26 protein-coding genes are annotated in these 24905 nt (G+C 60.6%); 16 read left to right on the forward strand and 10 right to left on the reverse strand.

Annotation, left to right across the window (positions count from 1 at the left end; all coding sequences use genetic code 11):
- Positions 1 to 29 precede the first annotated feature (29 nt).
- Positions 30 to 227: a type II toxin-antitoxin system RelE/ParE family toxin gene (locus tag OIU37_RS24050; protein ID WP_264258841.1), complete on the reverse strand. Its 198-nt coding sequence runs from the start codon at positions 225 to 227 to the stop codon at positions 30 to 32.
- Positions 228 to 335: 108 nt separating this feature from the next.
- Complete coding sequence (locus OIU37_RS24055) at positions 336 to 617, reverse strand: type II toxin-antitoxin system ParD family antitoxin (protein ID WP_171603804.1); 282 nt, start codon at positions 615 to 617, stop codon at positions 336 to 338.
- A 213-nt stretch (positions 618 to 830) separates the two neighbouring features.
- Here OIU37_RS24055 and treZ point away from each other — a divergent pair, with 213 nt between their 5' ends.
- From treZ to OIU37_RS24070, 3 genes are all read left to right on the forward strand, one after another.
- Positions 831 to 2591, forward strand: a complete 1761-nt coding sequence (treZ, locus tag OIU37_RS24060; protein WP_240604774.1) for a malto-oligosyltrehalose trehalohydrolase — start codon at positions 831 to 833, stop codon at positions 2589 to 2591.
- Positions 2592 to 2620: 29 nt separating this feature from the next.
- Positions 2621 to 4486, forward strand: a complete 1866-nt coding sequence (gene malQ, locus OIU37_RS24065) for a 4-alpha-glucanotransferase (protein ID WP_264258842.1) — start codon at positions 2621 to 2623, stop codon at positions 4484 to 4486.
- Between the two features lie 190 nt (positions 4487 to 4676).
- A complete protein-coding gene (locus OIU37_RS24070; RefSeq protein ID WP_171603807.1) occupies positions 4677 to 4838 on the forward strand; it encodes a hypothetical protein in 162 nt (53 codons plus the stop codon).
- 165 nt (positions 4839 to 5003) lie between these two features.
- Here the strand turns inward: OIU37_RS24070 and OIU37_RS24075 are convergent, their stop codons facing one another.
- The 4 genes from OIU37_RS24075 to OIU37_RS24090 form a co-directional block, all read right to left on the reverse strand.
- The gene (locus OIU37_RS24075) at positions 5004 to 6191 is read right to left on the reverse strand and encodes a hypothetical protein (RefSeq protein ID WP_264258843.1); all 1188 of its coding nucleotides are present in this window, start codon (positions 6189 to 6191) and stop codon (positions 5004 to 5006) included.
- A gap of 326 nt (positions 6192 to 6517) precedes the next feature.
- Positions 6518 to 6880, reverse strand: a complete 363-nt coding sequence (locus tag OIU37_RS24080; protein ID WP_171603809.1) for a hypothetical protein — start codon at positions 6878 to 6880, stop codon at positions 6518 to 6520.
- A 53-nt stretch (positions 6881 to 6933) separates the two neighbouring features.
- Positions 6934 to 7350 carry a DUF5086 family protein gene (locus tag OIU37_RS24085; RefSeq protein ID WP_240604706.1) on the reverse strand — a complete coding sequence of 139 codons (417 nt, stop codon included), beginning with the start codon at positions 7348 to 7350 and terminating at the stop codon, positions 6934 to 6936.
- 36 nt (positions 7351 to 7386) lie between these two features.
- Positions 7387 to 8118 (reverse strand): suppressor of fused domain protein, encoded by a 732-nt coding sequence (locus tag OIU37_RS24090; protein ID WP_246813042.1) that lies wholly within the window; start codon positions 8116 to 8118, stop codon positions 7387 to 7389.
- A 252-nt stretch (positions 8119 to 8370) separates the two neighbouring features.
- Between OIU37_RS24090 and OIU37_RS24095 the strand changes: the two genes are divergently transcribed.
- The 5 genes from OIU37_RS24095 to OIU37_RS24115 all read left to right on the forward strand — a co-directional run bounded on the left by OIU37_RS24095 (position 8371) and on the right by OIU37_RS24115 (position 10299).
- Positions 8371 to 8661: a hypothetical protein gene (locus OIU37_RS24095; protein WP_171603811.1), complete on the forward strand. Its 291-nt coding sequence runs from the start codon at positions 8371 to 8373 to the stop codon at positions 8659 to 8661.
- Positions 8662 to 8783: 122 nt separating this feature from the next.
- Positions 8784 to 9191, forward strand: a complete 408-nt coding sequence (locus OIU37_RS24100) for a hypothetical protein (RefSeq protein ID WP_171603812.1) — start codon at positions 8784 to 8786, stop codon at positions 9189 to 9191.
- Between the two features lie 67 nt (positions 9192 to 9258).
- Positions 9259 to 9507, forward strand: coding sequence for a hypothetical protein (locus OIU37_RS24105; RefSeq protein ID WP_171603813.1), 249 nt, complete (start codon positions 9259 to 9261; stop codon positions 9505 to 9507).
- 175 nt (positions 9508 to 9682) lie between these two features.
- Complete coding sequence (locus OIU37_RS24110) at positions 9683 to 9913, forward strand: hypothetical protein (RefSeq protein ID WP_171603814.1); 231 nt, start codon at positions 9683 to 9685, stop codon at positions 9911 to 9913.
- A 122-nt stretch (positions 9914 to 10035) separates the two neighbouring features.
- Complete coding sequence (locus OIU37_RS24115; RefSeq protein WP_180696175.1) at positions 10036 to 10299, forward strand: hypothetical protein; 264 nt, start codon at positions 10036 to 10038, stop codon at positions 10297 to 10299.
- A gap of 56 nt (positions 10300 to 10355) precedes the next feature.
- Here OIU37_RS24115 and OIU37_RS24120 read toward each other — a convergent pair whose 3' ends face one another.
- Positions 10356 to 11426 (reverse strand): LacI family DNA-binding transcriptional regulator, encoded by a 1071-nt coding sequence (locus OIU37_RS24120; protein WP_180696035.1) that lies wholly within the window; start codon positions 11424 to 11426, stop codon positions 10356 to 10358.
- 182 nt (positions 11427 to 11608) lie between these two features.
- Between OIU37_RS24120 and OIU37_RS24125 the strand changes: the two genes are divergently transcribed.
- From OIU37_RS24125 to OIU37_RS24140, 4 genes are all read left to right on the forward strand, one after another.
- Positions 11609 to 12436 carry an ABC transporter substrate-binding protein gene (locus OIU37_RS24125; RefSeq protein ID WP_171603817.1) on the forward strand — a complete coding sequence of 276 codons (828 nt, stop codon included), beginning with the start codon at positions 11609 to 11611 and terminating at the stop codon, positions 12434 to 12436.
- A gap of 191 nt (positions 12437 to 12627) precedes the next feature.
- Positions 12628 to 14166: an amino acid ABC transporter permease/ATP-binding protein gene (locus tag OIU37_RS24130; protein WP_171603818.1), complete on the forward strand. Its 1539-nt coding sequence runs from the start codon at positions 12628 to 12630 to the stop codon at positions 14164 to 14166.
- A 95-nt stretch (positions 14167 to 14261) separates the two neighbouring features.
- The gene (locus OIU37_RS24135; protein ID WP_171603819.1) at positions 14262 to 15398 is read left to right on the forward strand and encodes an FAD-binding oxidoreductase; all 1137 of its coding nucleotides are present in this window, start codon (positions 14262 to 14264) and stop codon (positions 15396 to 15398) included.
- Positions 15399 to 15472: 74 nt separating this feature from the next.
- Positions 15473 to 15985, forward strand: coding sequence for a hypothetical protein (locus tag OIU37_RS24140; protein ID WP_171603820.1), 513 nt, complete (start codon positions 15473 to 15475; stop codon positions 15983 to 15985).
- A gap of 3 nt (positions 15986 to 15988) precedes the next feature.
- Here OIU37_RS24140 and OIU37_RS24145 read toward each other — a convergent pair whose 3' ends face one another.
- Positions 15989 to 16717, reverse strand: a complete 729-nt coding sequence (locus tag OIU37_RS24145; protein ID WP_171603821.1) for an endonuclease/exonuclease/phosphatase family protein — start codon at positions 16715 to 16717, stop codon at positions 15989 to 15991.
- Between the two features lie 154 nt (positions 16718 to 16871).
- On the opposite strand from OIU37_RS24145, the gene OIU37_RS24150 reads away from it, so the two are divergent.
- Positions 16872 to 17834 carry a lysylphosphatidylglycerol synthase domain-containing protein gene (locus OIU37_RS24150; protein WP_171603822.1) on the forward strand — a complete coding sequence of 321 codons (963 nt, stop codon included), beginning with the start codon at positions 16872 to 16874 and terminating at the stop codon, positions 17832 to 17834.
- Here the strand turns inward: OIU37_RS24150 and OIU37_RS24155 are convergent.
- Positions 17781 to 19277, reverse strand: coding sequence for a phospholipase D-like domain-containing protein (locus tag OIU37_RS24155; protein ID WP_171603823.1), 1497 nt, complete (start codon positions 19275 to 19277; stop codon positions 17781 to 17783). The genes OIU37_RS24150 and OIU37_RS24155 overlap by 54 nt on opposite strands.
- 118 nt (positions 19278 to 19395) lie before the next feature.
- On the opposite strand from OIU37_RS24155, the gene OIU37_RS24160 reads away from it, so the two are divergent.
- Complete coding sequence (locus tag OIU37_RS24160; protein WP_171603824.1) at positions 19396 to 20640, forward strand: DUF763 domain-containing protein; 1245 nt, start codon at positions 19396 to 19398, stop codon at positions 20638 to 20640.
- Positions 20641 to 20740: 100 nt separating this feature from the next.
- Here the strand turns inward: OIU37_RS24160 and OIU37_RS24165 are convergent, their stop codons facing one another.
- Entirely contained in the window at positions 20741 to 21658 is a 918-nt protein-coding gene (locus OIU37_RS24165) for a DMT family transporter (protein ID WP_180696030.1), read from the reverse strand.
- A gap of 595 nt (positions 21659 to 22253) precedes the next feature.
- Here OIU37_RS24165 and OIU37_RS24170 point away from each other — a divergent pair.
- On the forward strand, positions 22254 to 23282 hold the full coding sequence (locus tag OIU37_RS24170) for a substrate-binding domain-containing protein (RefSeq protein ID WP_264258844.1): 1029 nt from the start codon (positions 22254 to 22256) through the stop codon (positions 23280 to 23282).
- Between the two features lie 68 nt (positions 23283 to 23350).
- Positions 23351 to 24889: a sugar ABC transporter ATP-binding protein gene (locus OIU37_RS24175; protein ID WP_264258908.1), complete on the forward strand. Its 1539-nt coding sequence runs from the start codon at positions 23351 to 23353 to the stop codon at positions 24887 to 24889.
- Positions 24890 to 24905 lie beyond the last annotated feature (16 nt).

Consider the following 24905-nt stretch of genomic DNA (forward strand, 5'->3'; position numbering starts at 1 on the left):
GCCGGAGTCTATTGCGTTCTGAGCCGGCTCTAACTCTCGTCGCTTTCAAACCGCTGCCCGGCATAGAGGATGCGGAGGATAACAACCTCGGTGGGCTCAACCACGAATGCCACGCTTACCCGGCGCTCGAAACCGACAATGCGTAACCCCGGTCGGACATGATCGCGGATGCTGCCGCGTTCGGGGTACGTTTCGAACCCACTTACAAAGGCCTTGATGCGGGCCACGTAAATCTCGGGCGACGGCAGAAGATGCGGATGTCTTGCGGACGAAACTATAGATACCCGCCAAATCCAATTCCGCCTCATCAGTGAGGCGGATATTATAGCGCTTCATCAATCTTCTTCCCGATCGATTTCGTCCATGCGCGCTTCGAGGCGCTTCCAGACCTCGTCGAGGGGTTTGGCCTTGGTGGGATCGGCCTTGTGGGCATCATAGGTGGCCGCAACTTCTGTTCGCAGCCAATGCTCGACGGCATTCTCGCGTTCCTGCAAAGCCCGCAGTCCCTCGCGTATGACTTCGCTCTCCGAGGCGTAATCGCCGTTGGACACCCGCTGTTTAACGCGCTTCGCCATTTCCATGGGCAACGTGATGCTCATCTGTTGCGTCGAGCGCATCGATTAAACTCCTGCTTTTTGCAGGTTTATAACACGGGATAGGATAAAATCCTACTCCCGATAGGATGGAATCATACTCTTCGGGTGTCTCCCGGAGGGGCACCTCGCAACGGTGGCCCCTTTTGCGCTCTCCGTGCCTGCGAAACTTTTTGCCCTGACAAAAGTTACCTAAATCCCATCCCCATTTTCATCGAAGGCTTTCCTTTGACCCAAATGATGTTCGGACCTGCATTCACCGAAGAGGGCATTCTATTCCGCCTCTGGGCTCCCCTGCATGAAAGCGTGTCGCTGAAGATCGAAGGCGCTGATCCGCGGCAGATGCAGGCGGTCGGGGACGGCTGGCACCATTGCACGGTCGCGGATGCCAGTGTCGGTACGCGCTACCGCTTTGTCCTGCCGGATGGTCTCGAAATTCCCGATCCCGCCTCGCGGTTTCAGCCGCAGGATGTGCACGGGCCGAGCGAAGTGGTCGACCTTTCCTCCTATCGCTGGAAGACGAGTGACTGGACGGGTCGGCCCTGGGAGGAGATGGTCATCTATGAGATGCATATCGGCTGCTTCACGCCGGAGGGTACTTTCAAGGCCGCGATCGAGCGGCTCGACCATCTGCAGGCGCTGGGCGTTACGGCGCTGCAGATCATGCCGCTGAGTGAATTTCCCGGCCGTTACAGCTGGGGTTATGATGGCGTGCTTCTTTATGCTCCGGACAGCAGCTACGGCCGGCCGGAAGATTTCATGGTGCTGGTGGACGCAGCGCACCAGCGCGGCATCTCGGTTTTCCTGGACGTGGTCTACAATCACTTCGGGCCTGACGGGAACTATATCCCCTCCTATGCGCCGCTCTTTACCGACCGTCACAAGACGCCCTGGGGCAACGGCATCAATTATGATGGCGACGGATCGGAGATGATCCGCGAGTTCATCATCGAGAACGCCATCTATTGGATTACCGAGTTCAGGCTCGACGGTTTCCGCTTCGATGCCGTCCACGCCATCAAGGACGACAGCGCCGAGCACCTGCTTCATGCGCTTGCCCGCCGCGTCAGGGCCGCTGCTGGTGACCGGCATGTGCACTTGATCGTCGAAAACGAGGAAAACGACAGCGAGTTGTTGGAGCGTGGCGAAGACGGGGAGGCGAGCCTCTTCACCGCTCAATGGAACGACGACATGCACCATGTGCTGCATATCACCGCCACGGGCGAAACCTTCGGCTATTATGCCGATTACGCCGGTGACGCCGGCAAGCTCGGCCGAGCGCTGGCGGAAGGCTTCGTGTTTCAGGGGGAGCACATGCCCTACCGCGGCGCAAGCCGCGGCAGGCCGAGCGGCCATCTCCCGCCCACCGCTTTCATTTCCTTCATCCAGAACCATGACCAGATCGGCAATCGGGCGCTGGGGGACCGGGTTCTGGCTTCGAGCCCGGCTGATGTCGTCAAGGCCGTCGCCGCCATTTACCTGCTGGCGCCCGAGATTCCGATGCTGTTCATGGGGGAGGAATGGGGCGCCAAAGAACCTTTCCCATTCTTCTGCGATTTCGACGAGGACCTGAACGAGAAGGTCAGGAAAGGCCGCCGCGAGGAGCTTTCCCGTCTGCCGGGCTTCGACGCCGACGACCTTCTCGACCCGACGGCGCCATTGACCTTCGCCGCCGCCAAGCTGGATTGGTCGAAACTCGCCTCTTCCGAGGTCCTTGGTTTTTACAGAACGCTTCTCGACCTCCGACGCCGAAGGATCGTGCCTTTGCTGAAGGGTGCCGGCGTCGGAAACGCGGCCTATCGCTCGGCGGGAAGCGCGCTCGCGGTGGATTGGACCCTGGCGCAAAACCGGCGTCTTCATCTGCGTGCCAACCTCGGCTCCGAGGCGGCGCCGCTCGCCTCGCAGCAGGGTGACGGCGAGTCGATCTTTCGTCTCGGCGGCAGCGATGGCGGCAATCTCGCGCCCTGGACGGTGATCTGGAGCATCGGCGAGGCGTGACGGCGTGCTGACAGGAAGGCGATCGACCGATGAAATCTGCTGAGCTCGACAAGCTCGCCCGCCGGCACGGCATCAGCCTGACCAGGCCCAGTCCGGACAATCGGGAGGTGGCGATATCAAGCGAGACCAAGCGCAAGATTCTTTCGGCGTTGAAGATCGACTTGCCGGGAGCGGCCGATCACGAGACCGGCGCGCCGCGGCAGGAGCCCAAACCAGAGGCTAAGAAGATCGCCAGGTCGTTTCTGCCGGATTTCCTTTCCGGCACGCGGGTCTGGGGGGTGAGCCTGCAGCTTTACGAGCTTCGTTCGGCACGCAACTGGGGCATAGGAGACTTCGAGGATCTGTCCGATATGGCGGATTTCGCGGGATCGCTGGGCGCCGATTTCATCGGCCTCACCCCGCTTCACGCGCCGTTTCTCGCCGATCCCGACCGTTGCAGCCCCTATGAGCCCTCGAGCCGCCAGCATCTTAACCCGCTCTACATCGCAGTCGACCGGCTGCCGGGTTTTGCCTGTAGTCCCGAACTCGAACGGCAATTGGCAAGCCTTCGCCAAACCGATCTCGTCGACTACGTCGGCGTTGCACAGATCAAGCTGAGGGTTCTGCGCGATCTTTGGCCGAGCTGGCGACAGCGCAGCGTGATTGACAAGGCTTATGATCCGGCGGATTTCGATGCCTTCATCACGCAAGGCGGTGACAGCCTGCGACTGCACGCACTTTTCGAATGTCTGTCGTTTTCCATGGTCGAGCGCGGTGCGAGCGCCGGCTGGCAATGTTGGCCGTCCGATTTCCAGCGCTTCGACAGCGCCGCCGTCGCCGAATTCGAGCGCGGACACGCGGATGATGTCGCCTTCCACATGTGGCTGCAATGGCTCGCCCACCGGCAGCTGATGCAGGCGGCGGACCGGGCGCGGAAGGCCGGCCTGCGGATCGGGCTCTATCTCGATCTTGCCGTCGGGGAGGCGGTCGATGGCTCGGCGACATGGAGCGAGCCGGACACCTATGTCTCCAAGGCCACCATCGGCAGCCCACCCGATCCCTTCGCCGTGGACGGGCAGGACTGGCACCTTGCCGGATATCTGCCTTCCGCGATTGCCGCAGGAGAAATGTCGCCATTCCGGCGCATGCTGAACGCTGCCATGCGATATGCGGGCGCCATCCGCATCGACCACGCTGCAGCACTTCGCCGCCTCTTCCTGGTGCCGTTGGGCAGCAGGCCGGACGGCGGCGCCTATGTCCGCTATCCCGCGGATCGGCTTCTGCAGATCCTCGCCGAAGTGTCCGCCGAGCATCGGTGCCTCGTTATCGGAGAAGACCTCGGACTGATCCCCAAGGGATTGCAGGACGATCTGGCGGCGGCTCACATTCTCTCCTATCGCATCCTTTCTTATGAACAGGACGAGAAGGGCTTCAAGCCTGCGGACGTCTATCCCGTCCTGGCTTTGGCCTGCATTTCGACGCACGACCACCAGACCCTTGCCGGCTGGTGGCGTGGCGCCGACATTCAGGCCCGGTGCGACCACGGCATCGTGCCGCCCGATCTCACCGAGAAACATCTCGAAGACCGCAAGCGCGAGCGGAGGAACCTGAAAGCGGCGCTGAAGGCTGCCGGCCTCAACCTGCCGGCCAGGCTTTCCCAAGCGCGGGCAAGCGAGGAAACACTGAGGGAATTGACCGTCAGCGCCTATCGCTTCATCGCCAGGACGCCCTCGCTTCTCGCCGCGGTCCGTCTCGCCGATCTCACCGACGAAAAAAGACCGACCAATGTGCCAGGCACCAGCAACAGCTATCCCAACTGGAAGCCGAAGCTATCGGTTTTACTCGCGGATCTGATGTCGAGCCCGCTGCTGAAGAGCGTGACGGCGGCAATGCGGGAGGAGAGGCCGCGGGAGTGATTAAGGCTGGCGGGCCGTCAGCTTCGTCATTGTCGTTCGTGGGCCTGCCGCGCATATGGAAATCGCTTCGCGCAGGGAACGAATAGGAAGCCGGCGAATTTTGAAGGAATAGGGACAGGCATTGCCGAGATGAGGACCCGTCCGCTTTCGCCGCGTCGGATGCGGCGACTATATTGATGGAAAAAAGACCATGACGAGCGCATTCATCCTTATCGCATTGGCTCTGATCATCACCTACGCCGGTCCGACATTGCTGTTCATCTGCGTCGGATATGCCGATTATATGCTGGAGCGGCGAAGGCATATGGTGGCGTTGAAGCACGCCGTGAAGCGTCGCAGCGACGAGTTTTAGAGCATTCGCGGGAAAACCGCATCGCACTTCTCCTGGAACGGCTCGAGTTGGTGGACACCTTTCGTCGGCTTGGATGTTACTCGGCTTTCCCAGGGAAAGGATCCAGAGGCAGGTCGGCAAACCCGCCTCCGGCAGCCGGCGTTCGTGAAACGCCTCTGCGAATAGTTAGTCGTTCGCCGTGACCTTGACGCCAAGCACCGAAGGAATGGTGTTCGGTGCCCCCATGGCCGCGCCGATGATCATCGGGACGGGAACCGGCTTTTCCGGTGCGGCGCTGATCGTCAGGCTTTTCGGTCCGTCGAGATAAGTGTTGACGGCAGCCGCCACCTGGTTTTGCAGCTCGGGCATGTTGAGTTGCGACAACATCATCGGCACGAGACCTTTCAGCGATTGCGCCAGCTGGTCGCCCGTCACGCCCTGCTGCGAGCCGGCATAGTCGAGCGCCTTCTTGGTGATCGAGGCATCGTCGAAGCGGATCGAGGCGCTGTTGATCGTCAGCTGCCGCATCAGCCCCAGCATCGCAAGGCCGGCGGCCTGATTGGCCTCTTCCTTGTTCGGATTGGCCTCGGCGGTCTTCACCGCTTCCTGCAGCGACTTGATGAAGCCCAACGTGTAACCGGAGAAATCGACGGCGAAATTCAGCCGGCCGATATTCTTGAAGTCGAAAGCATATTCGTCGACAGCGACCTTGCCGCTTTCGACCTCCCAGATGCCCTTCATGGTCACCGTGCCGTCCAGCGTCGTCAGCCCCAGTTTCTCGATGGCGTCTTTCGCATTCGCATCCTCGACCTGCGACAGGTCGGCCTTGAGACCGGCGACATTGGCGTCATAGGTAAAGCCGCCATCCTGGCGTCCGAGGTTCGACTCGATGCTCTCGATCGCGAGTACGTCCTTGCCCTTGATGTTGAGAGCGATCGGCCCGGTGCTGACGGTTTCATAGAGGAGGATGTCGTTCAGCGTATCGCCCGTTGCATTGGCGGGAATCGTGAGACCTGTGATCTGGATCTCGTTTGCGGAAAAACGTCCTTCCTCCTGGCTGATATAGATATCCGGGAAGGAGACGGTCTTGGCGTGATAGCCACCGCCTTCGATTTCCTCGACGCCCTCGAAGGTGAGGTCGCCGATCTTCAAAGTGTCGCCGGGCAGGCTCGAAGATCCCACCTGGACACCGGTCGCCGTTATCGTGTCACCATCGGCTTCCGCCTTTTCGAAGGCGATGACCGTACCGCCGGCACTGGTTGCGGCATTGAGCTTCTTCATCATGTCCGCGCCATCAAGGGCAAGCGCCGGGCCGGCCAGCGTCAGGAACGCCGTGCTTGCCATCGTCAGGTGGAGTTTACGCATATGCTTCATGGAGATGTCCTTATGTAGAAAATAGATGCGAGGATTTCGAAATTTCCCAGACGGCCCGCTTTCAGGTCGGAAAGGCGTCCACGAAGAGCGCCGCTCGATATCACGGCCTTCATCCGGTCAGCTAATTTGGGGGCGGTGAGGTCAGGATCAGCCGGAACGCTTGGGCTGAAGAAACATAGATATCCTTCCGACGGCGGTAATATTTACTCTAGCAGAGGTAGCGTTGCGACTCATCCATTACACAAAAAGTGTATTTCTTCGATTCTTGCAACCCTTCGAACTTCGGATGACGAGATGGGAGTCACTCGTCCGCGGGGCTGCATGATTCAATTGCGCATTTCCGACACTCGCCCGCGCAGCAAATAGGCGAGCGCAAAGATCGCCAGGAAGGGATAAACGAGCACGATCAGCGGCAGACCGGCAGCCAGCGCATCGTCCTGCATATAGACGTTGAGGACACCGGCTCCGAGCACCAAGGGGTACAGCGGCGCAAACCTGTCGAACCACATCCTGAAAGGCCCCGCCAGGAGAAGAACGAGCGCCGGCAGAATGAAAATGCCGAGATTTCTTGCAACATTCATGAGCTCAGGACCGAACGGTTCGGTGGAGGAATAAAGTCGGCCCGTCTGACGGGCCGCCCACAGAGCAGCGATTGCGGCCCCGGCATATCCGGATGGTCTTGCTAGCATCGCCGAACTTCCTTTTGTTCACGCGCCGCGTCGGTACGGTCGTCCTCTGACTATTACCGGCGCATATTATCTGCGGCGTCGACGCATTCAAGAATTGTCGTGCGGCAAACGCCGGCTTCCTGCTGCATGGGAGGTCGCGCGCGCCAGGCTCGGTAGGCGATCCGGAATTCGATGTCCTTGTAAAAATAGGTCTTGGCTTTTCGCCTCAGGCGGCTCCTGTCCAAAGCGTCAGCCGTTACGACAACATGTGCGGCAAGCCGTTTGAATTGCCATGGCGGCGAAGCTCGCTCCTTCTCGATCACCTCGACATGGTAGTAAGGATCGTGATTGGCGGGCTCCGGATGTTTGTGGACGGTGGCCCAGCGAACGGTCCGCGGTGAGACGGAGAGAATGACGGTGGAAACATCAGGTGGTTTCACCGCTTCGGCACGCGCGAAGACCGGTGCGCCTAAAATGGTCGCGACGGCCAAAAGGATAGCTTCAGGACTTATTCGCATGTGCGATCGCTATAGGTAGGATTTTCGCTTCGCGTCGAATATCGGCGGATAGTCCTCTTCGTCCAGCATGTCGAGAAAAGGGTCCAGTCCCTTCTCCTTGATGAAACGATACTCCGCATCGGAAATCAAATTCACCGTGAGGATCTCGACCGGATCGTTCTCCACCATAAGCGCTTCCGCAATGCGCTGGTCAGTTTCGATGATCGGCGTGAGAAAGAGAAATGTCCTGAAATCGCATCCCTCGACCGGTGGGGTCGGCATCGGCACCCGATGGCCGAAACCGAACCAGGTCGCGTCCATGAATGGGAGTTCGGCGAGCCAACGCAGATTGACGATAATTTCGGGCGTCGGCTCACGCACGTACCACATCAGTTCGGCTCTCTGCTTTTCGCCCTTTTCCCGGTGCGAGGTCGGCAGCGTCATTCGCCGATCGCTCATGCCGTTGGTCAGCAGCACGTAACCTTCGTCCGTACCGACCGGCGCGAAGTCGCGTCCGAACGCATGAATTTCAATGCCGCCCGATCGGTCGTCTGCGAAGGAATATTCCGGGTCGTCCAGTTCGTTTTCATAAATGGCGCGACGGTGTGCATTTAGGGATGTCGTTTCTGCTCCTGGCATCGTCGCCGTCTCTCCATTCTTTCCATTCCACGCAGACGTGGCAGGTCGGGCCGGCGCAGCACTACAGGCCAAGGTCATGGCCAGAAAACGCCTTCGGCTGCATGCTCTGAGAAAGGGGATCATTTTTGAAGCACAACCACGCCTTGAATGCATTTTTAATGCCACCGGCCTCTGAAAAATTCAACGTCAACGTGAGGGGAGAGACGACTGCTTGCGCTCCGACCGGGCGACGCGATGGCGCGGTCGTTCCGGTTTCGGGCCGAGGTCTCGCCTGCACTGATGTCTCCGGCCAAATTCTGGAACAATCTCTGTCGTCCCCTGTTACATTGACAATAAAGCGAGTGTTGCGTGAAGACGAGGCAGCCGGAGGGATCGATGAAGCAAAGTATAGCAGTTGGGCTGGTTTTTGCGCTTGTGCTGACAGGTTGCACGACCAGCGCAGGCAGTTATTCGTCGGCAGGACTGGCGCCCATTCCCGGTAGCATCACGTATAGTGGCCAGCCTCGCACGAAGTTGACGAAATCGCCCGTGGGTTCTTCCTTCCCGCATACTTTCACAGATCAGTGGGGACGCCAGGTCGAGGAGATCTACATCATCCGGCCCGACCGGAGCTTGCTGATCGCCGAGCGCCACTACCGGCCGGTCTTCTCGCTCGACGACGACTAGACAGGAGGATTTCAGACCTGGTCAACCTAATTCTGAATCCTGTTCTACATTAGATAGTTAGCGCATGATGTCGTCCGAAAGCGCTCACACTTTTCGGCATCATCCAGGAAGGAGAAATGATCATGCCGCGCCGCAAAAGCACTGAGACGACGACCCTCGACACCAGGGGAGCCAAGATCGGCGAGCCCGTTCCGAAAGCCATTATCGATACGAATACGGCCTCCGTCGGCGTTCCCCGGCAGTCTGATCATGACCTGGGCGAAGAGCTCGGCGCGCTGCGAAAGCAGATCGGCTTGCTCCAGCAGCAGGTCCTCGATGCCGCCCGCTCGGCAAAGGGCAGCGCCGGGAAAGCCATGCGTCAGACGGAGGCGACGGTGAAGCTCTACCCGGCATCGACGCTCCTGCTCGTCGCGGCGGTCGCCGGCGCGCTGGCATTCGCCGTTCGTCGCGCCGCTCTGCCGCGCTATCGGCCTCAACCCGCACTGCGTGAGTTAAGGGATCTCTACGACACCATCCGCGAGCGTCTCTGACAAGATTTCAGGATTGTCAGCGTCACGATTATGGCCGACGCTTCACTATCGAAGCGAGGGGATAAGCATGTTCGACATCATCATACGCAGCGCTCTTGATATCGTTGGGCGAACTGAGGGCCTTATCGATGCTATGAGGCGAGTGCTTCAGAGTGACGACCTCGACGAAGTCCAGGTCTACGAGCTCGACTATGAGATCGAGCGGCTCGGGGATGTGGTTTTCAACGTGGACGAAGCCGTTCGATCGTTGGCGCGCACGGTCGAATGCTGGCCGCAGACCGCTCTTGCACACGGGATCCGTCGGACGTTGCATTGAAGGTTGATCGCCGCTTTGGCAACGCGTCACGAATCCGACCCTGAGTTGGCAGTGTCGATTCTGCATGTTACGCGGATGTCACGCGACCGTCGCAGCAATATGTGCTTGATAGGCGCCGTTAGGCTCAGACCCGGCGCGGTGGGGCTAAAATTGCTTTTTTCGTTGGGGCATCGCAATGACCTTGAAAACCGCGGGGGAGAAATCTCAACCCCATGAATTCATCTTTCCGGTTCACACCCGGACGATCGCAGAGATCAGATACGATAGTCTGAGCCGCGTCATGACGGTGGTCTATCACGACGGCCACTCCTGCACGACTTCCGGCATCCAAAGCCCCGCAATGCTGAGGATCCTCGCTCAGCGTCCGTTGGAGCGCTCGCCATTTCTGTTGCAGACGGTCATCTGAGGGGAAAGACGTCGCCGACCCTTGTCGGTCCATAGGGTCGCCGCTTGTTAAATCAGCGTGATCGTGCATCCATTTCCCGCGGCCTGCGTTTATCCCCCAACAGACACATGGAGGGAACGCCGATGACCTTTCCACCACCGAAGACGGAATCTCCCGCGCAACGTTTCGAAGAGGCGACCGCTGCCGCACGCGACGCTTTGGAAAGGCTGATTGCAGCCGCCAATGAAGCCGGTTGGGGCACCGAAGAAATCACCGTAGCGCTGCTTAAGGCAGCGCAGTTTATGAGCGATGCCAACAAAAGAGATCCCGATCCGGCCGACGATCCCTTAATCAGCGACACACCTGCCAGACAGGCGCAGATTGGTCGCGGCGAACTCTACGATTAGAGCATGATGCCGAAAGGTGTGAGCGGTTTTCGGACGACATCCGGTTCTAAAGGATCTCACCGGTCGATCGTTGCTACGGAGCCGCGCACGACGAGGCTCGTGCCGACGCGCAGACGTTCGACGGCAAGAGGGGTGCGTTCGATACGGGCGATGAGCCGCTCGCCGGCGAGCTTGCCCATCTCGTAGACGCGCTGGTCGACGATGGTGATCGGCGGAACGGTGACGTTGGTCCAGTCGGCGTCGAGAAACGAAATCATCGACACGTCCTTGGGGATCGACAGGCCGAGCGACTGCAGCGACTTGAAGATGCGCAAGCCGACGAGGCTGTCCGATGCCAGGAGCGCCGTTGGCGCAGCACTGTCCGAGAGCAGGCGCTTGATCACGCCGTCCGTCTGTTGCTGGTTCGTGGCGCCGAGCCTGACATAATGAAGAGGGTTCGGCAGGCCCGCCTCGGTCAGGACGCTGACAAAACCTTCCACGCGTTCGCGTACGGCGGAATTCGAGATCCGCCCGATATCGGTAAGCCCTCCGCCTTCGGCATCCATGGCAGAAACGTAGGCGAGGCGGTGATGTCCTTGCCCGATCAAATGTCGGGTCGCCGCGATGGCCGCATCCCGGTCGTCGCCGGTCACGGAGTCGACATCGAGATCCGGAATAGACCGATCGAACAGCACCAGCGGCACGCCGGCACGGCGGACGTGCTGCAGATGGTCGAAACTGTCGCAGCGGGCAGGCGTCACGATCAGGCCATCGACTCGCTTGCCGATCAGGAGGTCGACGGCCGATTTTTCCGCATCGAGCTCTTCGCCCGAATTCGCGATGATGACGTTGAATCCCGCAAGGCGGGCCGCATCGCTGATGCCGCGCACCGCCAGACTGAAGAAAGCGTTCTCGATATCGCCGACCACCACCCCGATGATGCCGGACCTTCCGGTGCTCATGCTCCGGGCGAGCTCGTTCGGGCGGTATTCGAGCGCCGCCGCCGCCGCCATGACCCGATCTGTGATCTTGGCGCTGACCACGCCGTAGCTGCCGAGAACGCGCGCGGCTGTCGCCTTCGATACCTTTGCGGCCTTCGCGACGTCGGCGACGGTGACTGCACGTTTCGGATGAGCGGAATCTTCCATGGGCCGAGGACTACAAGAATTGTTGACGTGCGGTCAATTGACGGATATCAAATATGTCGTGAGACCGGTCTCTTTATATCAGAGACCGGTATCTTGTCCATCAATCCCTGTCGCAACGCGCGGCAGCGGCGGGACGATCTACAATGCCGACAAGAGCATTCCTTTCAGAGCGGAGAACGACGATGAAGCCTTTTTTATCAATTCCGGCCATCATGGCCCCGTTGCGGGCCGGCCTTGTCACATGCCTTCTTGCGATGGGGGCAGGCTCTGCCGCCGCCGCCGACAATCCCTATAAGCTTATCGAGCCCGGGGTGATCAGCGTCGGCACGATGGGCGATTCCAAGCCCTATACGTTTGCGACGGCGGACGGCCAGTTCACCGGTTTCGATATCGAGCTGTTTCTCAACGTCGTCTCCCGCCTCGGTTTTCAAAAAGACAAGGTCACGTTCACCGGCCAGGAATTTTCAGCACTCCTGCCGTCGGTCGCAAACGAGCGGTTCGACGTTGCCGTTGCGGCGATCGGAACCACCGAAGCCCGCAAGAAGACCGTCGACTTTTCCGACGGCTATCTTGCCGGTTATCTCTCCGTCCTGACCCCTGATGCCGGTATCAAGGATGCCGATGGTCTCAAGGGCAAGCGTCTCGGCGTCGTGCAGGGGACCTTGCAGGAAGTCTATGCAGCCAAGAATTTCGGGGGAACCGATCTGGTGAAATTCCCCGACAACAATTCTGCCGTGGCCGCCCTCAACAACGGAACGGTCGATGCGCATTTTCTCGATTACGAGGCCGCCAAGCAATATGGCGAGCGATATCCCGCGCTGAAGGTTGCAGTGAATATCCCGTCCTTCGATGCGCCTGCCGGCTTCGTGGTCCGGAAAGGAAATGATGCCTTCCGCACGGCGTTGAACGGCGCGCTTCACGACGCGATGCAGGACGGCACCTGGAAGACCCTTTACGAAAAATGGTTCCCCGGCTCGCCGATGCCGGAACAGTATCTTCCCAAGAAGTGACGCCGTAAGCCGCCCGCTCACGGCGGGCGGCTTACCAAGGCACTGCTAAAGCATGTCGCGCAAAAGTGTGCAGCGGTTTTGCGCTAACGACATGCGTAAAGACAAAGACCTAAAGCGCGACAAGCGAATCTGAAAGATCGCGATGCGCTTTAGGCGGCGTCTGCACCGGGCAAGAATTCATGGGGATCTGAATGAACTGGCTTGAAAATCTGCGCCGCAGCTTCCTGGACTGGGACGCCATGGCGGAAGTTCTGCCGAGCATGATCAGCGTCGGCTTGAAGAATACCCTGATCCTCGCCGCTGCCTCGACCGTGCTCGGCGTCGTCATCGGCATGGCGCTTGCCGTGATGGGCATCTCGCAATCCCGCTGGCTGCGGCTGCCGGCACGCATCTACACCGATGTTTTCCGCGGGCTGCCGGCGATCGTCACGATCCTGATCATCGGCCAGGGTTTTGCCCGGATCGGGCGCGAGATCTTCGGTCCGTCGCCATTTCCGCTCGGCATCCTGGCGCTCAGCCTGATCGCCGGAGCCTATATCGGTGAAATCTTCCGGTCGGGCATCCAAAGTGTCGAACGCGGCCAGATGGAAGCCTGCCGGGCGCTCAGCATGAGCCACGGGCAGGGCATGCGCCTGATCGTCATCCCACAAGGCATCAGGCGGGTTCTGCCGGCGCTGGTCAATCAATTCATCGGAAATGTCAAGGATTCCAGCCTTGTCTACTTCCTTGGATTGCTCGCCTCCGAGCGGGAGATCTTCCGTGTCGGCCAGGATCAGGCCGTCGTCACCGGCAATCTGTCGCCGCTGCTGCTGGCGGGCGTCTTTTATCTCGTCATCACCGTGCCGCTGACCCACTTCGTCAATTATATCGATGCGAGACTGCGGCTCGGAAAGCAAGGCCGCGGCTCGGGTGCTGCGAGCGGATTGGTCGAGGTGAGCGAACTGCGGGCCGCGGCCGGCAAGCATCCCGCGGTCAAGGCGGTCGAGGAGAGTACGCCGCGCTTCAAAGGCGGTGCCCTGAACATCCGGGATCTCACCATGGCTTACGGCGATCTCGCCGTGCTGAAGGGTGTCGATCTCGGCATCGCCGCCGGTACAGTCACCTGCATTATCGGCCCTTCCGGCTCGGGAAAATCGACGCTGCTGCGCTGCATGAACAGGCTTGTCGAACCGAAAGGCGGCGACATCCTGCTCGATGGCGAGAGCATCCTGGCGATGAAGCCGGAGAGGCTGCGCCGGCGTGTGGGCATGGTGTTCCAGCACTTCAACCTGTTTCCCGACCACACGGCACTCGAGAACGTCATGCTTTCGCTGACGAAGATCAAGAAAATGCCGAGGCAGGAGGCGCGGCGCATCGCCGAGGCACGTCTGGCCGATGTCGGTTTGGCAGAGCGTAGGGATCACCGGCCGGCAGGTCTGTCGGGTGGGCAGCAGCAGCGTGTCGCCATCGCACGCGCGCTGGCCATGGATCCGGAGGTCATGCTGTTTGACGAGGTGACCAGTGCGCTCGATCCGGAACTGGTGAAGGGCGTGCTTGACCTGATGGCCGCTCTCGGCCGTCAGGGCATGACGATGGCCGTGGTGACGCATGAGATGGGATTTGCGCGCAGGGTGGCCGATCAGGTCGTCTTCATGGATGAGGGCCGCATCGTCGAGGCCGGCTGCCCGCAGCAGATCTTCGACAATCCCAAAAGCGAGCGGCTGAAGCGCTTCCTTGCGGAAGTTCTCTGAAGCGCCTGAGGCAAGGCATGGTGCCCCGGTCGTCCTCATGCCGGGTGCACCGGATTTCATTCGATCTAGCAAGAGCAGAAAACAAGGTTATCGACATGAATGCTTCCACCAAAACTTCGAAGGTCGTCGTCATTGGCGGCGGGATCTTTGGCGTCTCGACCGCTGTCCATCTGGCACGGCTCGGGGTCCGCACCGTGCTCATCAATGATGGCCCGCTTGCCAACGGGGCCTCCGGTCGTTCGCTCGCCTGGCTCAACTCGGCGCGCAAACGCACCGATGCCTATCACCGGCTGCGGTTGGCCGGCATAGATCGCTATCGCACGCTGGCCGTCCGGTATCCCGATGCGTCGTGGCTGCGCTTCGACGGGGGCTTGACCTGGGATGCGGACGATGGCGCCAACGAGATCGCCGAAATCTTCGACTATGAGCGCGATCTCGGCTATCACGCGCAATGGCTCGCCCCAGAAAGAATTGCCGCGGCGACGCCGGGTGTCGATGCAAGTGCGGTGACGCGGCAAGGCGCAATCTTCAACCCCGGCGAGGGCTGGGTCGATCTTCCGTCCTTGATCGGCACGCTCGTGGAAGAATTCCATACGCTGGGCGGCGAGATCGTCACGGACGCGGGTCGCGCGACGGTCGATGTCGAAGGTGCGGGCGTCCGCGGTGTGATCACGGCGGACGGCACGCGCCGCGATGCGGATGCCGTGCTGCTTGCTGCCGGCAGCGAGGTTCCGGCAATCGTCGCCGAGGCCGGCCAGCATATCGGCGATTCAACGCCTGTCGCCCTTCTCGTCCGGACCAAGCCGATCCGCCATCCCCTGAAGGCCGTGCTCAACACCCCTCGCGTCGCCATCCGGCCGACGCCCGACGGTGGCTTCGCGCTCGACGCCGCCTGGTCCGAGGAAGAGGTGAGCGTCAAGCCCGACGGCAGCTATGATGTCAGACAATCGACGCTGGAGGGATTGCTGCGCGAGGCCTCCAGGGTTCTCGAAGGCAATCCGATGCTGGAGGTCGAAGATTATGGGGTCGGCCCGAAGCCTATCCCGGGCGACGGCGAGCCCGTCTTCGGCGAGCTGCCGTCGATCTCGGGTTACTTCGTCGCCTTCAGCCATAGCGGCGCCACTCTCGGCCTGATTGCCGGCGAACTGCTGGCGGACGAGATCGTCACCGGACGCCGTCATCCGCTGCTGGCGGAATTTCGGCCGGCGCGTTTCAGCGCGTCGCGAAGATGAAGGCAGGAGCGGAGGCCGATGCATCCTTCTGAGCCGTCGAGCGTTCTATCGCCAGGAACAACTGGAGACGCATCATGTTCAAGGACGAACTCGGGGAAACCGGCACAGACAAGGATATGCGCGACGGTGTAGAAACCGCGCCGGCCTCCTTCGAAGAGGCGACCATCAACCCAGATCTTATCAGACCTGAAGGTTTCGCCAGCGAGGCCGAATATCGGGCGTATATTGCGACGTTCGGTGGTCGTGCGTCCGTTGGAGACACCGTTGAGCAGCCTCTCCCGATCTACGAAGGTCATGCCTTGGAAGGCCGGCTGCGAGAACTGAGAGAAGAGATCGAAAACCTCCGCGCTCGTCTTCACGTGATCCAACATCAGGCTGCGACAGTCGTTACGGAAAACGTCCGATGGGCCGATGCAAGCGCTCATGCGCAGCTCGGCAATCAGCCTTGGCTCAAGCTGGCAGGCGCGATGGCGGCGACCTTCGTCGTTACGCGGGGCATCAGGCGGCTGCCTCTGGGGGGCGTGGCGACGACGGTGCTACCATTGTTGGCGGCAGCGATGAACCGGAAGCTCGCCCAACGTCGATGACTATCAAGCGAAACCGATTTCCGCTAGCAGAGGCAGGTGGTCGGAGGCGACCCTTGTCAGCCGGTTTTCCAGGACCGCCGCCTGTTTGACGATGAGATCCTGGGTGACGAAGATGTGGTCGAGACGCATCAGCGGGTAGCGGGATGGAAAGGTTGCTCTCGGCGCGTTGCCGCCTGCGAGTTGGGCGTCTTTCAATGAACGCGCGGCAAGTCGGTAAGTCGCCGATGACGGAATGGCGTTGAAATCGCCGCAGAGAATGCTGGGAAGCGCTTCGTCTGCTGTACCGCGCAGCCAGCCCGAATTCAACAGCGTCGTCATCTGCCGGATACGTTCGCGGCCGCGAAGGCCGAGATGGGTGTTGACGACAAGCAGTTTTCTGTCGCCGACCAGTATTTCGACGGACAGCGCCCCGCGCTGTTCGCCGATGGACGGCAGCGGGCCGGCCTTGACCGCGCCTGTCGGCAGCGCGGTGATGATCGCGTCGCCATACTGCTCCTCGGCAACCGACAGCGCCGGATGGAAATGCGCCTGCATCTTCAGCAGCGAGGCAATCATATGGGCCTGGTCGACGCCGCCGGTCCTGCGCCGGAGGACATCGACCTCCTGAAGCGCGACGATATCGGCCTCAGCCTCGGCGATGACGGAAGCGATGCGGCCGGGATCGAGCTTCCGGTCGCTGCCGATACAGCTGTGCACGTTATAGGTCAGAAGTTTGATCGATTTATCCGGCATTGGCCCCGCTGAAAAGCTTGTTCCCTCCGGGAGAACACGGAACTCGTTCCTCCCCAGGGAGAACATAGAACGTGTTCGCCTTGGGAACACAAAACTCGTTTGATCGTTCCAGATCATCGAGCCGTGGCGCTCGCATCTCGGAAACGGATAATCGATGAGCTTGAAACGCATAATCTTGAATGGACTGCTCGTGGCCGCCCTTTGCCTTGCGATCTTTCTTCTCTATCGGATCTTCCAACAATATAGTCTCGAGCAGATCATCCAATCGGTTCGCAGCATTCCTTTTTCGAGCTTCTGCACGGCCCTTCTCTTTGCGGCGGCATCCTATCTGTGCCTCAGTTGTTTCGATCTCCTGGCGATCCGTTCGCTCGGCAAATCCTTGCCCTATTCCAGGATCGCGCTGACCTCGTTCATCAGCCTGTCGCTCGGCCACAATATCGGCTTTGCCGGCCTGAGCAGCGGCGCCTTCCGCTATCGTTTCTATTCTCGCTGGGGGCTGACGGCGGAGGACGTGGCGAAGATCATCCTGTTTTGCGGCGTCACGGTGGGGCTGGGGTTGATCACGCTTGGCGGTCTTGCCATGATCGTCAATCCCGGCGATGCCGGGCGCCTGCTGCACATCCATCCGGCGAGTGTGCGCATCTTCGGTGCGCTGGCGCTGGTCGTGCCGGTCGTCTATGCGGGCTTGGCGTTCTTCATCCGCGGCACGTTGCGGCTGTGGCGCTGGTCGTTTCAGCTACCGCGATTTTCGATCGCAGTAGCACAGATCGGGGTCGGGACAATCAATTTCATGCTCGTCTCCGCCTGTCTACACCAGATGCTTTCGGCCTTCGGCGACGTTGCCTTCTTCAGGTCGGTGACAGCTTACGTGCTTGCCAATTCAGCGATCCTTGCAACGCATGTTCCGGGCGGTCTCGGCGTGCTCGAGGCGACGGTCTCCTATGTCGTGCCGAAGGAGGCGTCGATCGGCGCGCTGATTGCGTTCCGCTGCGCCTATTTTTTTATCCCGCTGGCGCTCGGCTCTACGCTTCTCATCATCAGCGAGGTGATCTTCAGGCGGAGATCACGCGGGGCGGATGAGGAGGCGGACGAGCGCGCCGAGGCCCAGTCGGTCTAAGGGTGCGAAGGGTCGAACCGGGTCGAAGAGCGCGGTGCCTGAAATCGGCGAAATGCTGCCCGACAATTCGACGGTGAATTCCCGCAAGCGCCGAGGCCCGTCATTGAGCGTATCGACCGCAGCGATGACCGAGCCGCTTTGCACAAAGGCTGCGGCAAAGCTTTCGGGCGTGGTTCCGAGATATTCCGAAAGCAGGCGATTGCGCAGATCCGCGATTGCGCGGCGGTGCTCGTCATTGTCGGCCTCGAACAGCATGTCGCATTCGCAATCCAGCCCTTCCGAGCGATTGTTGAGGTTGGAGGAGCCGATGCGCACCAGCTCGTCATCGGCGATGATCAGTTTGGAATGGACGAGCACCTCGACTTCGCCGTCTTCTCCCGGCGTGACTGCGTAATAGACGCGCAAGCGACCGGCGCGATCGGCACGTTTGAGGCGGCGGATGACGCGGTCGCGATTGCCGCCCATGACAAGCTTTTCGATCAGTCCGTGAGAGCTGCGCGTACAGATGATGACGACTTCAGGCCCGTCTTCCTCCTGCAGCCGCGCGGCAATGGCGTCGGCAACGCGGAAGGAGGCGAGATATTGCGCCTCGATGTAAAGCTGCCGCTGCGCCCGGGCGATGACGTCCAATGTCATGGCGATGCCGTCGCTGATGCCGGGGCAAATTGCGGTCGAGGGCTCCGTCAGCGCGAAGCTGACCGCGACCTCCCTCATGGAAATGGCGAGATCGTCCGGCCAGGCGAAGGGGATATTTTCGGCCAATGGCAGGTGGCTTTCGCCGGTGGCCTTTTCCCAGCGCTGCCTGGCGATATCGCCGATCAGCCTGGCGGCATCGCCGGTGACCATTGCCTGAACGTCATGCAGCGGATCGTAGGAAACGCCCTCGGGGTCGCGCCGCAGTTTCTCATCGGCGCGATGGCGCCTTGTATCCCACCGCCGCGATGTCAGGTCTATGCCGCCGATGAAGGCGACGGCATCGTCGATGCAGACGAGTTTCTGATGGTGGCAGCCGCGCAATGTCGGCTGAAGTTCGAAGCGCAGATCGATCCGCGCATTCCTGGGAAAGTTCTTCTTTCGCAGCACCTGCAGCGACTTTTCCGAATAGATCGGCCCGAGCGTCCAGATGAGGATGCGTATTTCAAGCTCGGAATTTGCCGCGACCAGGGCATGCAGCAAATCGGCCAATGTTTCGTCGGATTTTTCCGGTTGCATCCGGATGTCGGGATTGAAATCCCATCCGATGATCCAGACAGTGCGCCGCGCCTGCCGCAGTACGCGCGCCAATTCGGCGAAATAGCTGTTGCCGTTGATCAGGAAGGCTGCCTTCGCAGCGCTTCCTTCCAGGCGCAAGGCGCCGCCCTCCTGTTTTTGGAGGTCGCCTGGTCGTTGTGATTTCGTCTGGGGCAAGCTCGGGTCATTGAAGATAGTTTCGAATGTCGTCATGATTGCCTCGGCCTCTCACTGGGAGAGCAAACGCTTGAAATATTTTTGGGTTCCCTGTCGCGCCGGATGAGGCGAGCATGCCAGCACCGACGGGCGATACAAAGTGCAAGGAAGCAAGATGTCACTACGAGCAGGCAGCGCCGATCTTCCCCTTCACGGGGGACGCGTGCCGCATTGGCTCGGCGACCGGATGACGCGGCTCGGCACGCTGATCACCGAGGCGATCGTTCATCACTATGGCCGTGACGAATTTCTGCGCAGGCTCGCGCATCCCTTCTGGTTCCAGTCCTTCGGTGCGGTCATGGGCATGGACTGGCATTCCTCCGGTATCACGACCAGCGTTCTCGGCGCGCTGAAGCGCGGGCTGAAGCCGCGTGCCGGCGAACTCGGCCTGCATGTCTGCGGCGGCCGCGGCACGCATTCGCGCAAGACCCCGCAGGAACTCGTTTCGATCGGCGAGCGTGTCGGTCTCGACGGGGAGGGGCTGGCGACCACGAGCCGTCTCATCGCTAAGGTCGACAGTGCTGCCCTTCAGGACGGGTTCGATCTTTATCTCCATGGCTTCATCGTCGCCGACGACGGCCATTGGGTGGTGGTGCAGCAGGGCATGAACGGCGACAAGCGGCAGGCCCGGCGTTACCACTGGCTGTCGGAGGGGCTGGAGAGTTTCGTCGACTCGCCGCATGCAGCAATCGAGGGAAGGAGCCAGGGCGAGATCGTCAATCTTGCCGACCGGCGTGCCGAACGATCGCGGCGCGGTCAGCTCGATCTGCTGGCGACGCTCGGCCCCGACCGGATCATCCGCGAAGCCGCCGCCTTGCAGCGTGCCGAAGAGCCAGCGCCCGAACCCGCCGAACAGCCGATGCTACCGCACCTGATCATGCCTGCTCATCACGATGTCCGCGAGAGCGACGTCAACATGCGGCGCCTGCATGGAAATCTGGCTGCCGCTGCCGATCGCGGGCCGGCGGATTTCGAAGAGCTGCTGCTCGTTCCAGGCGTCGGCGCCCGCACGGTGAAGGCGTTGGCGATGGTGGCGGAAGTCGTCCACGGCGCGCCCTGCCGTTTTTCCGATCCGGCGCGCTTCTCGATCGCCCATGGCGGCAAGGACCGCCATCCTTTTCCGGTTCCGCTCAAGGTCTATGACGAGACGATCGCCGTGATGAAATCGGCGGTGCAGAAGGGCAGGCTCGGACGCGAGGAGGAATTGCAGGCGCTCAGGCGCCTGGACGATCAGTCCAGGCAGATGGAACGCTACGTGACGGGTCCCGACCTCAAGGAAATCATTGCCGGTGAATTCCGCCAATCCGCCGATTTCGGCGGCCGGAGCGTCTTCGGCTGGGAGGAGCCGCCCGCGAAGTAAGGCATCCCTTTATGCCATTACCTTAAGTCGCTGAGCCAGGCAGGGCGACCTTGCCGTTCCGGGCGGCGACACGAAGCTAAAGATAAGCAGCGCTGTAGCTTCAATGGCCGTCGCGTGGGACGGCCTCAATCGGAACCGTCTCTTTCAGATTTTTCCGATGGAAGATGAAGAGCCCCGCCACGACGATGATTGTGGCGCCAATGATGACCTGCGCGTCGGGAATATCTTTGAAGAAGAGGTAGCCGAGGACGATCGCCCAGAGCAGCAGCGTATATTGCAGCGGCGCGAGCAGCGATGCCGGTGCGAGCTTCAGCGAGCGGGTGATGAGCAGATGTGCGCAGGAGGCGACGATGCCGAGCAGCAGCATGCCGGACCAATCGATGAGCGTTGCCGGCTGCCAGTGGCCTACGCTTAAAACGATGCCGGTGATCAGCGCGGCGATCGTCTGCCATGTCACGAGCGTCGTGTCGCTGGTCGAGCGCAGATAGCGGCTCATCACCAGCGACAGCGCAAAGGCAAGGCTGCCCGCAAGACCGAAGAGCGATGGAAGCGACAGCATCGCCGTGGACGGACGCAGAGCGATGACGACGCCGGCAAAGCCGATCAGAACGGCAAGCCAGCGGCGCCAGCCGATCTTCTCTCCGAGAAAGAAATGCGAAAGCGCCGCGATATAGATCGGTCCGGCCATATAGAAGGTCATGACGTCTGCGAGCGGCAGATAGGCGACGGCAGCGTAGAACAGGGCGACATCGCAGGTGGCCATGAAAACACGGATGAACTGCAGGCCCTTCTGCTCGACGCGGAACAAGGCCATCGGCCCTTGCCGGAGGATCATTGGCCCGAGCACGATGAAAGCGCCGACCGAGCGGATCACCAATACTTGGCCGACGGCAAAGCTCGCGACCAGCCACTTGCCCATTGCATCGTTCAGCGCAAAGAGAAGATCGCCAAGCAGCATCAGCACGACGCCGGTCATGATCAGGTTTCCGGCATTGGCGGTAGCCGTCGTTGTCTTCATCTTGGAATCCTCGCAAGAGCGGCCGTGCATGGGCGGCCGGTGCGGCTTCGTCCTTAAGAGCCTCGATGTCAATGGTTCGTTCGAGGCGCACGCACTCGAATATGGCATGAACGTCACTGCGGCACTGCTGTCACGAGCGGCATAAGACGGCGTGGTTTGAACTTCCGGATGTGCTTGGAATGGCGGTCGGCTCCATTCGGAACTTCGATAGCCATCGCATGCTCCGTGGGGCTGAGAGCTTGGGTATGCCTATCCAACCCGCGGCGAGAGCAGAGGTTCCGTTGCAGTACCTTCGAAAGAGCAACCTTCATCGCTCAAATAACTGCTCACCTGCTCTGTCCCCTGTCAGCGGTAATAATCCAGGCGCGAGAATCAAGCAGTACGCCTTCAAAACGCCTAAGGCGCTATCGACATTCGGTCACCCAGACTTTTGTGAAATATATTTCACTATATGAATTATATTGACAGCGTTCCGCTGTTGCGATTATCTGCCCATACCGGACTTCGAGGAGGAACTCCGGTCTTCAATGGATCATCGGCAGCCGCTGAGGCGCCGCCGGATATTTGGGAGGGGCTTCGGCCTCGAGGAGGAAACTTGCGCAAATTTCTAAGCACGACCGCATTGGCGGTCCTCGCATCGACGCTTTATGCCGGCGTGGTCAGCGCGGACACGGAAAATCCGTTCCGCTGCAAGCCGGGTGAAAAATACGTCATGAATGTCATGGTATCGGGCGTCGAATATTGGTTCCCGGTCTATGAAATGTTCAAGCAGGCCGGTCAGCAGCTCGGTTGCGAGACTGCCTATACCGGCACGCCGGAATATGACGTCAACAAACAGATCGCCACTTTCGACCAGGCGCTTGCTCAAAACCCGGCTGGTATTCTCGTTCATCCGATGAACTCCGACCCGTTCATCGAGCCGATCAACCGGGCGATCGACCAGGGCACGGCGGTGGTCACCTTCGCAGCCGATGCGCCGCTTTCCAAGCGCATCTCGTTCGTCACGTCGGACAATACCCGCGAAGGAACTTATGCGGCCGACGCGATTGCCGAAAAGATGGGTGGCAAGGGTGAATATGCCGTTCTGGAAAATCCGGGCCAGGACAACCACGACAAGCGTATCGCCGCCTTCATCGCCCGTATGGAGGAAAAATATCCTGATATGAAGCTGGTCGGCCGCGCTGCGTCCAACCAGGACCCGAACAAGGCCTATCAGGGCCTGATGAGCTTGGTGCAGGCACATCCGAACATTGGCGCCGTCTTCATGCCGGAAGCGAATTCGGCCATCGGCGCTTCGCAGGCCAACAAGGAAAGCGGCGGCAAGATCCTGGTGATGTGCGCCGACGTCAACGCCAACATCCTCGACATGATCAAGGCGGGCGAAGTGTTCGGCTCGATCAATCCGAACCAGGGCATGCAGGGTTACATGGGCTTCATGCTCCTCTGGCTTGCCAAGCATCCGGAACTCATCGACCCGATGAACGACGCCAAGCGCGTTGGCTTCAACCCGATGAGCATTCCGTTCGTCGACAACGGCCTGTCGATCGTCACGGCTGATAATGCCGACGACTTCTACTGGGACAAGTACCTGAAGCGGCGGGGCACCAAAGGCATCGAGGAGTAAGCCTTTGTGCCGGCTGTCCGGGGCAGGAAACTCCGGACAGCCACCGCAAGCGTGAGGAGAAGACGATGATGGCGTCGGTGCCGGTTCTGGAAATTCGCAATGTCAGCAAGCACTTCGGTGCGGTGAAGGCGTTGACGGATGTGAGCTTCAGCCTTGAGAAGGGCGAAGTTCATGCGCTTTGCGGCGAAAACGGCGCGGGCAAGTCGACGCTGATGAACATCATTGCCGGCGTGCTGCAGCCGACCGAGGGGGACGTTCTCGTCGACGGCGCGCCGGTAAAAGTGACGTCGCCGGCCGTGGCGCAATCGCTCGGGCTTGGCCTCGTGCATCAAGAAATCGCGCTCTGCCCCGATGCGACGGTGGCCGAGAACATGTTCATGGCCGCGACCAACCGCCGCCGCTCGCCTTTCATGAACTATGGCCGGCTGGAGCGGGATGCGCAGGTCGTGATGAACCGTCTGGCGCCGATCGACGTTCGCCGTAAAGTCGGCGATTTGTCGATTTCCAGCCAGCAGCTTGTCGAGATCGCCAAGGCGCTGACGCTCGATTGTCGGGTGCTGATCTTCGACGAACCGACGGCGGCATTGACGGAATCGGAGACGCAGGTCCTGTTCGGAATCATCCGCGACCTCAAGGCGCAGGGTATTTCGATCATCTATATCAGCCACCGCATGGCCGAAATCTTCAGCCTGTGCGACCGGGTCACTGTGTTTCGCGATGGCCGCTATGTCTCGACGGAGAAGGTGGCGGACTTGACGCCGGATGATGTGGTGCGCCGCATGGTCGGGCGCGAGATCACCCAGCTCTATCCGGAAAGGCAGGCGCTGGCGGAGCGGACCGATGAGATCATACTGAGCGTCCGCGATCTCGGCGACGGCAGCCGCTTCACGAATGTGAGCTTCGAACTGCGCAAGGGTGAAATTCTCGGCGTCGGCGGGCTGATCGGCTCGGGCCGCACCGAGATCGCCGAAGGCATTTGCGGATTGCGGCCGGTAATCGCCGGCGTGGTGCAGCTGCATGGAGAGCGGCTGCGGGCGCGTTCCTATGCGCAGACCGCGAAGGCGGGCGTCGTCTATCTGTCGGAAGACCGGAAAGGCTCCGGCATCTTTCTCGATCTTTCCATCGCCCAGAACATTGCCGTTCTCGATTTGAAATCGCTGACCGGACCGCTGGGACTGTTGAATTCCAAGGCCGAGGCCGATCGTGCCCGCGACCTGGTTCGGCGGCTGGGTGTGCGGACGGGTGGCATCGACATGCCGGTCTCGTCGTTGTCGGGCGGAAACCAGCAGAAGGTGGCGATTGCCAAGCAGCTGGCGGTCAATCCCAAGGTCATCCTGATGGACGAGCCGACCCGCGGCATCGATGTCGGCGCCAAATCGGAAATCCACCGGCTGCTGCGCGATCTCGCGCGCTCCGGCATCGGCATCGTCGTCATCTCGTCGGAACTGCCGGAGCTTCTCGGCCTGTGCGACCGGGTACTGGTCATCCACGAGGGCACCGTCGCAGGCGAGGTCGAGGGCGAGACGATGACGGAAGAAGCGATCATGCGGCTCGCCTCGGGTATCGGCGGTCACAACAATTCGAAGGCATCAGAGCATGCCGCTTAAGGAAAAAGCAGGGGCA

This window comes from Rhizobium sp. BT-226, from assembly GCF_025847085.2.
GTDB classification, from domain to species: Bacteria; Pseudomonadota; Alphaproteobacteria; order Rhizobiales; family Rhizobiaceae; genus Rhizobium; species Rhizobium sophorae.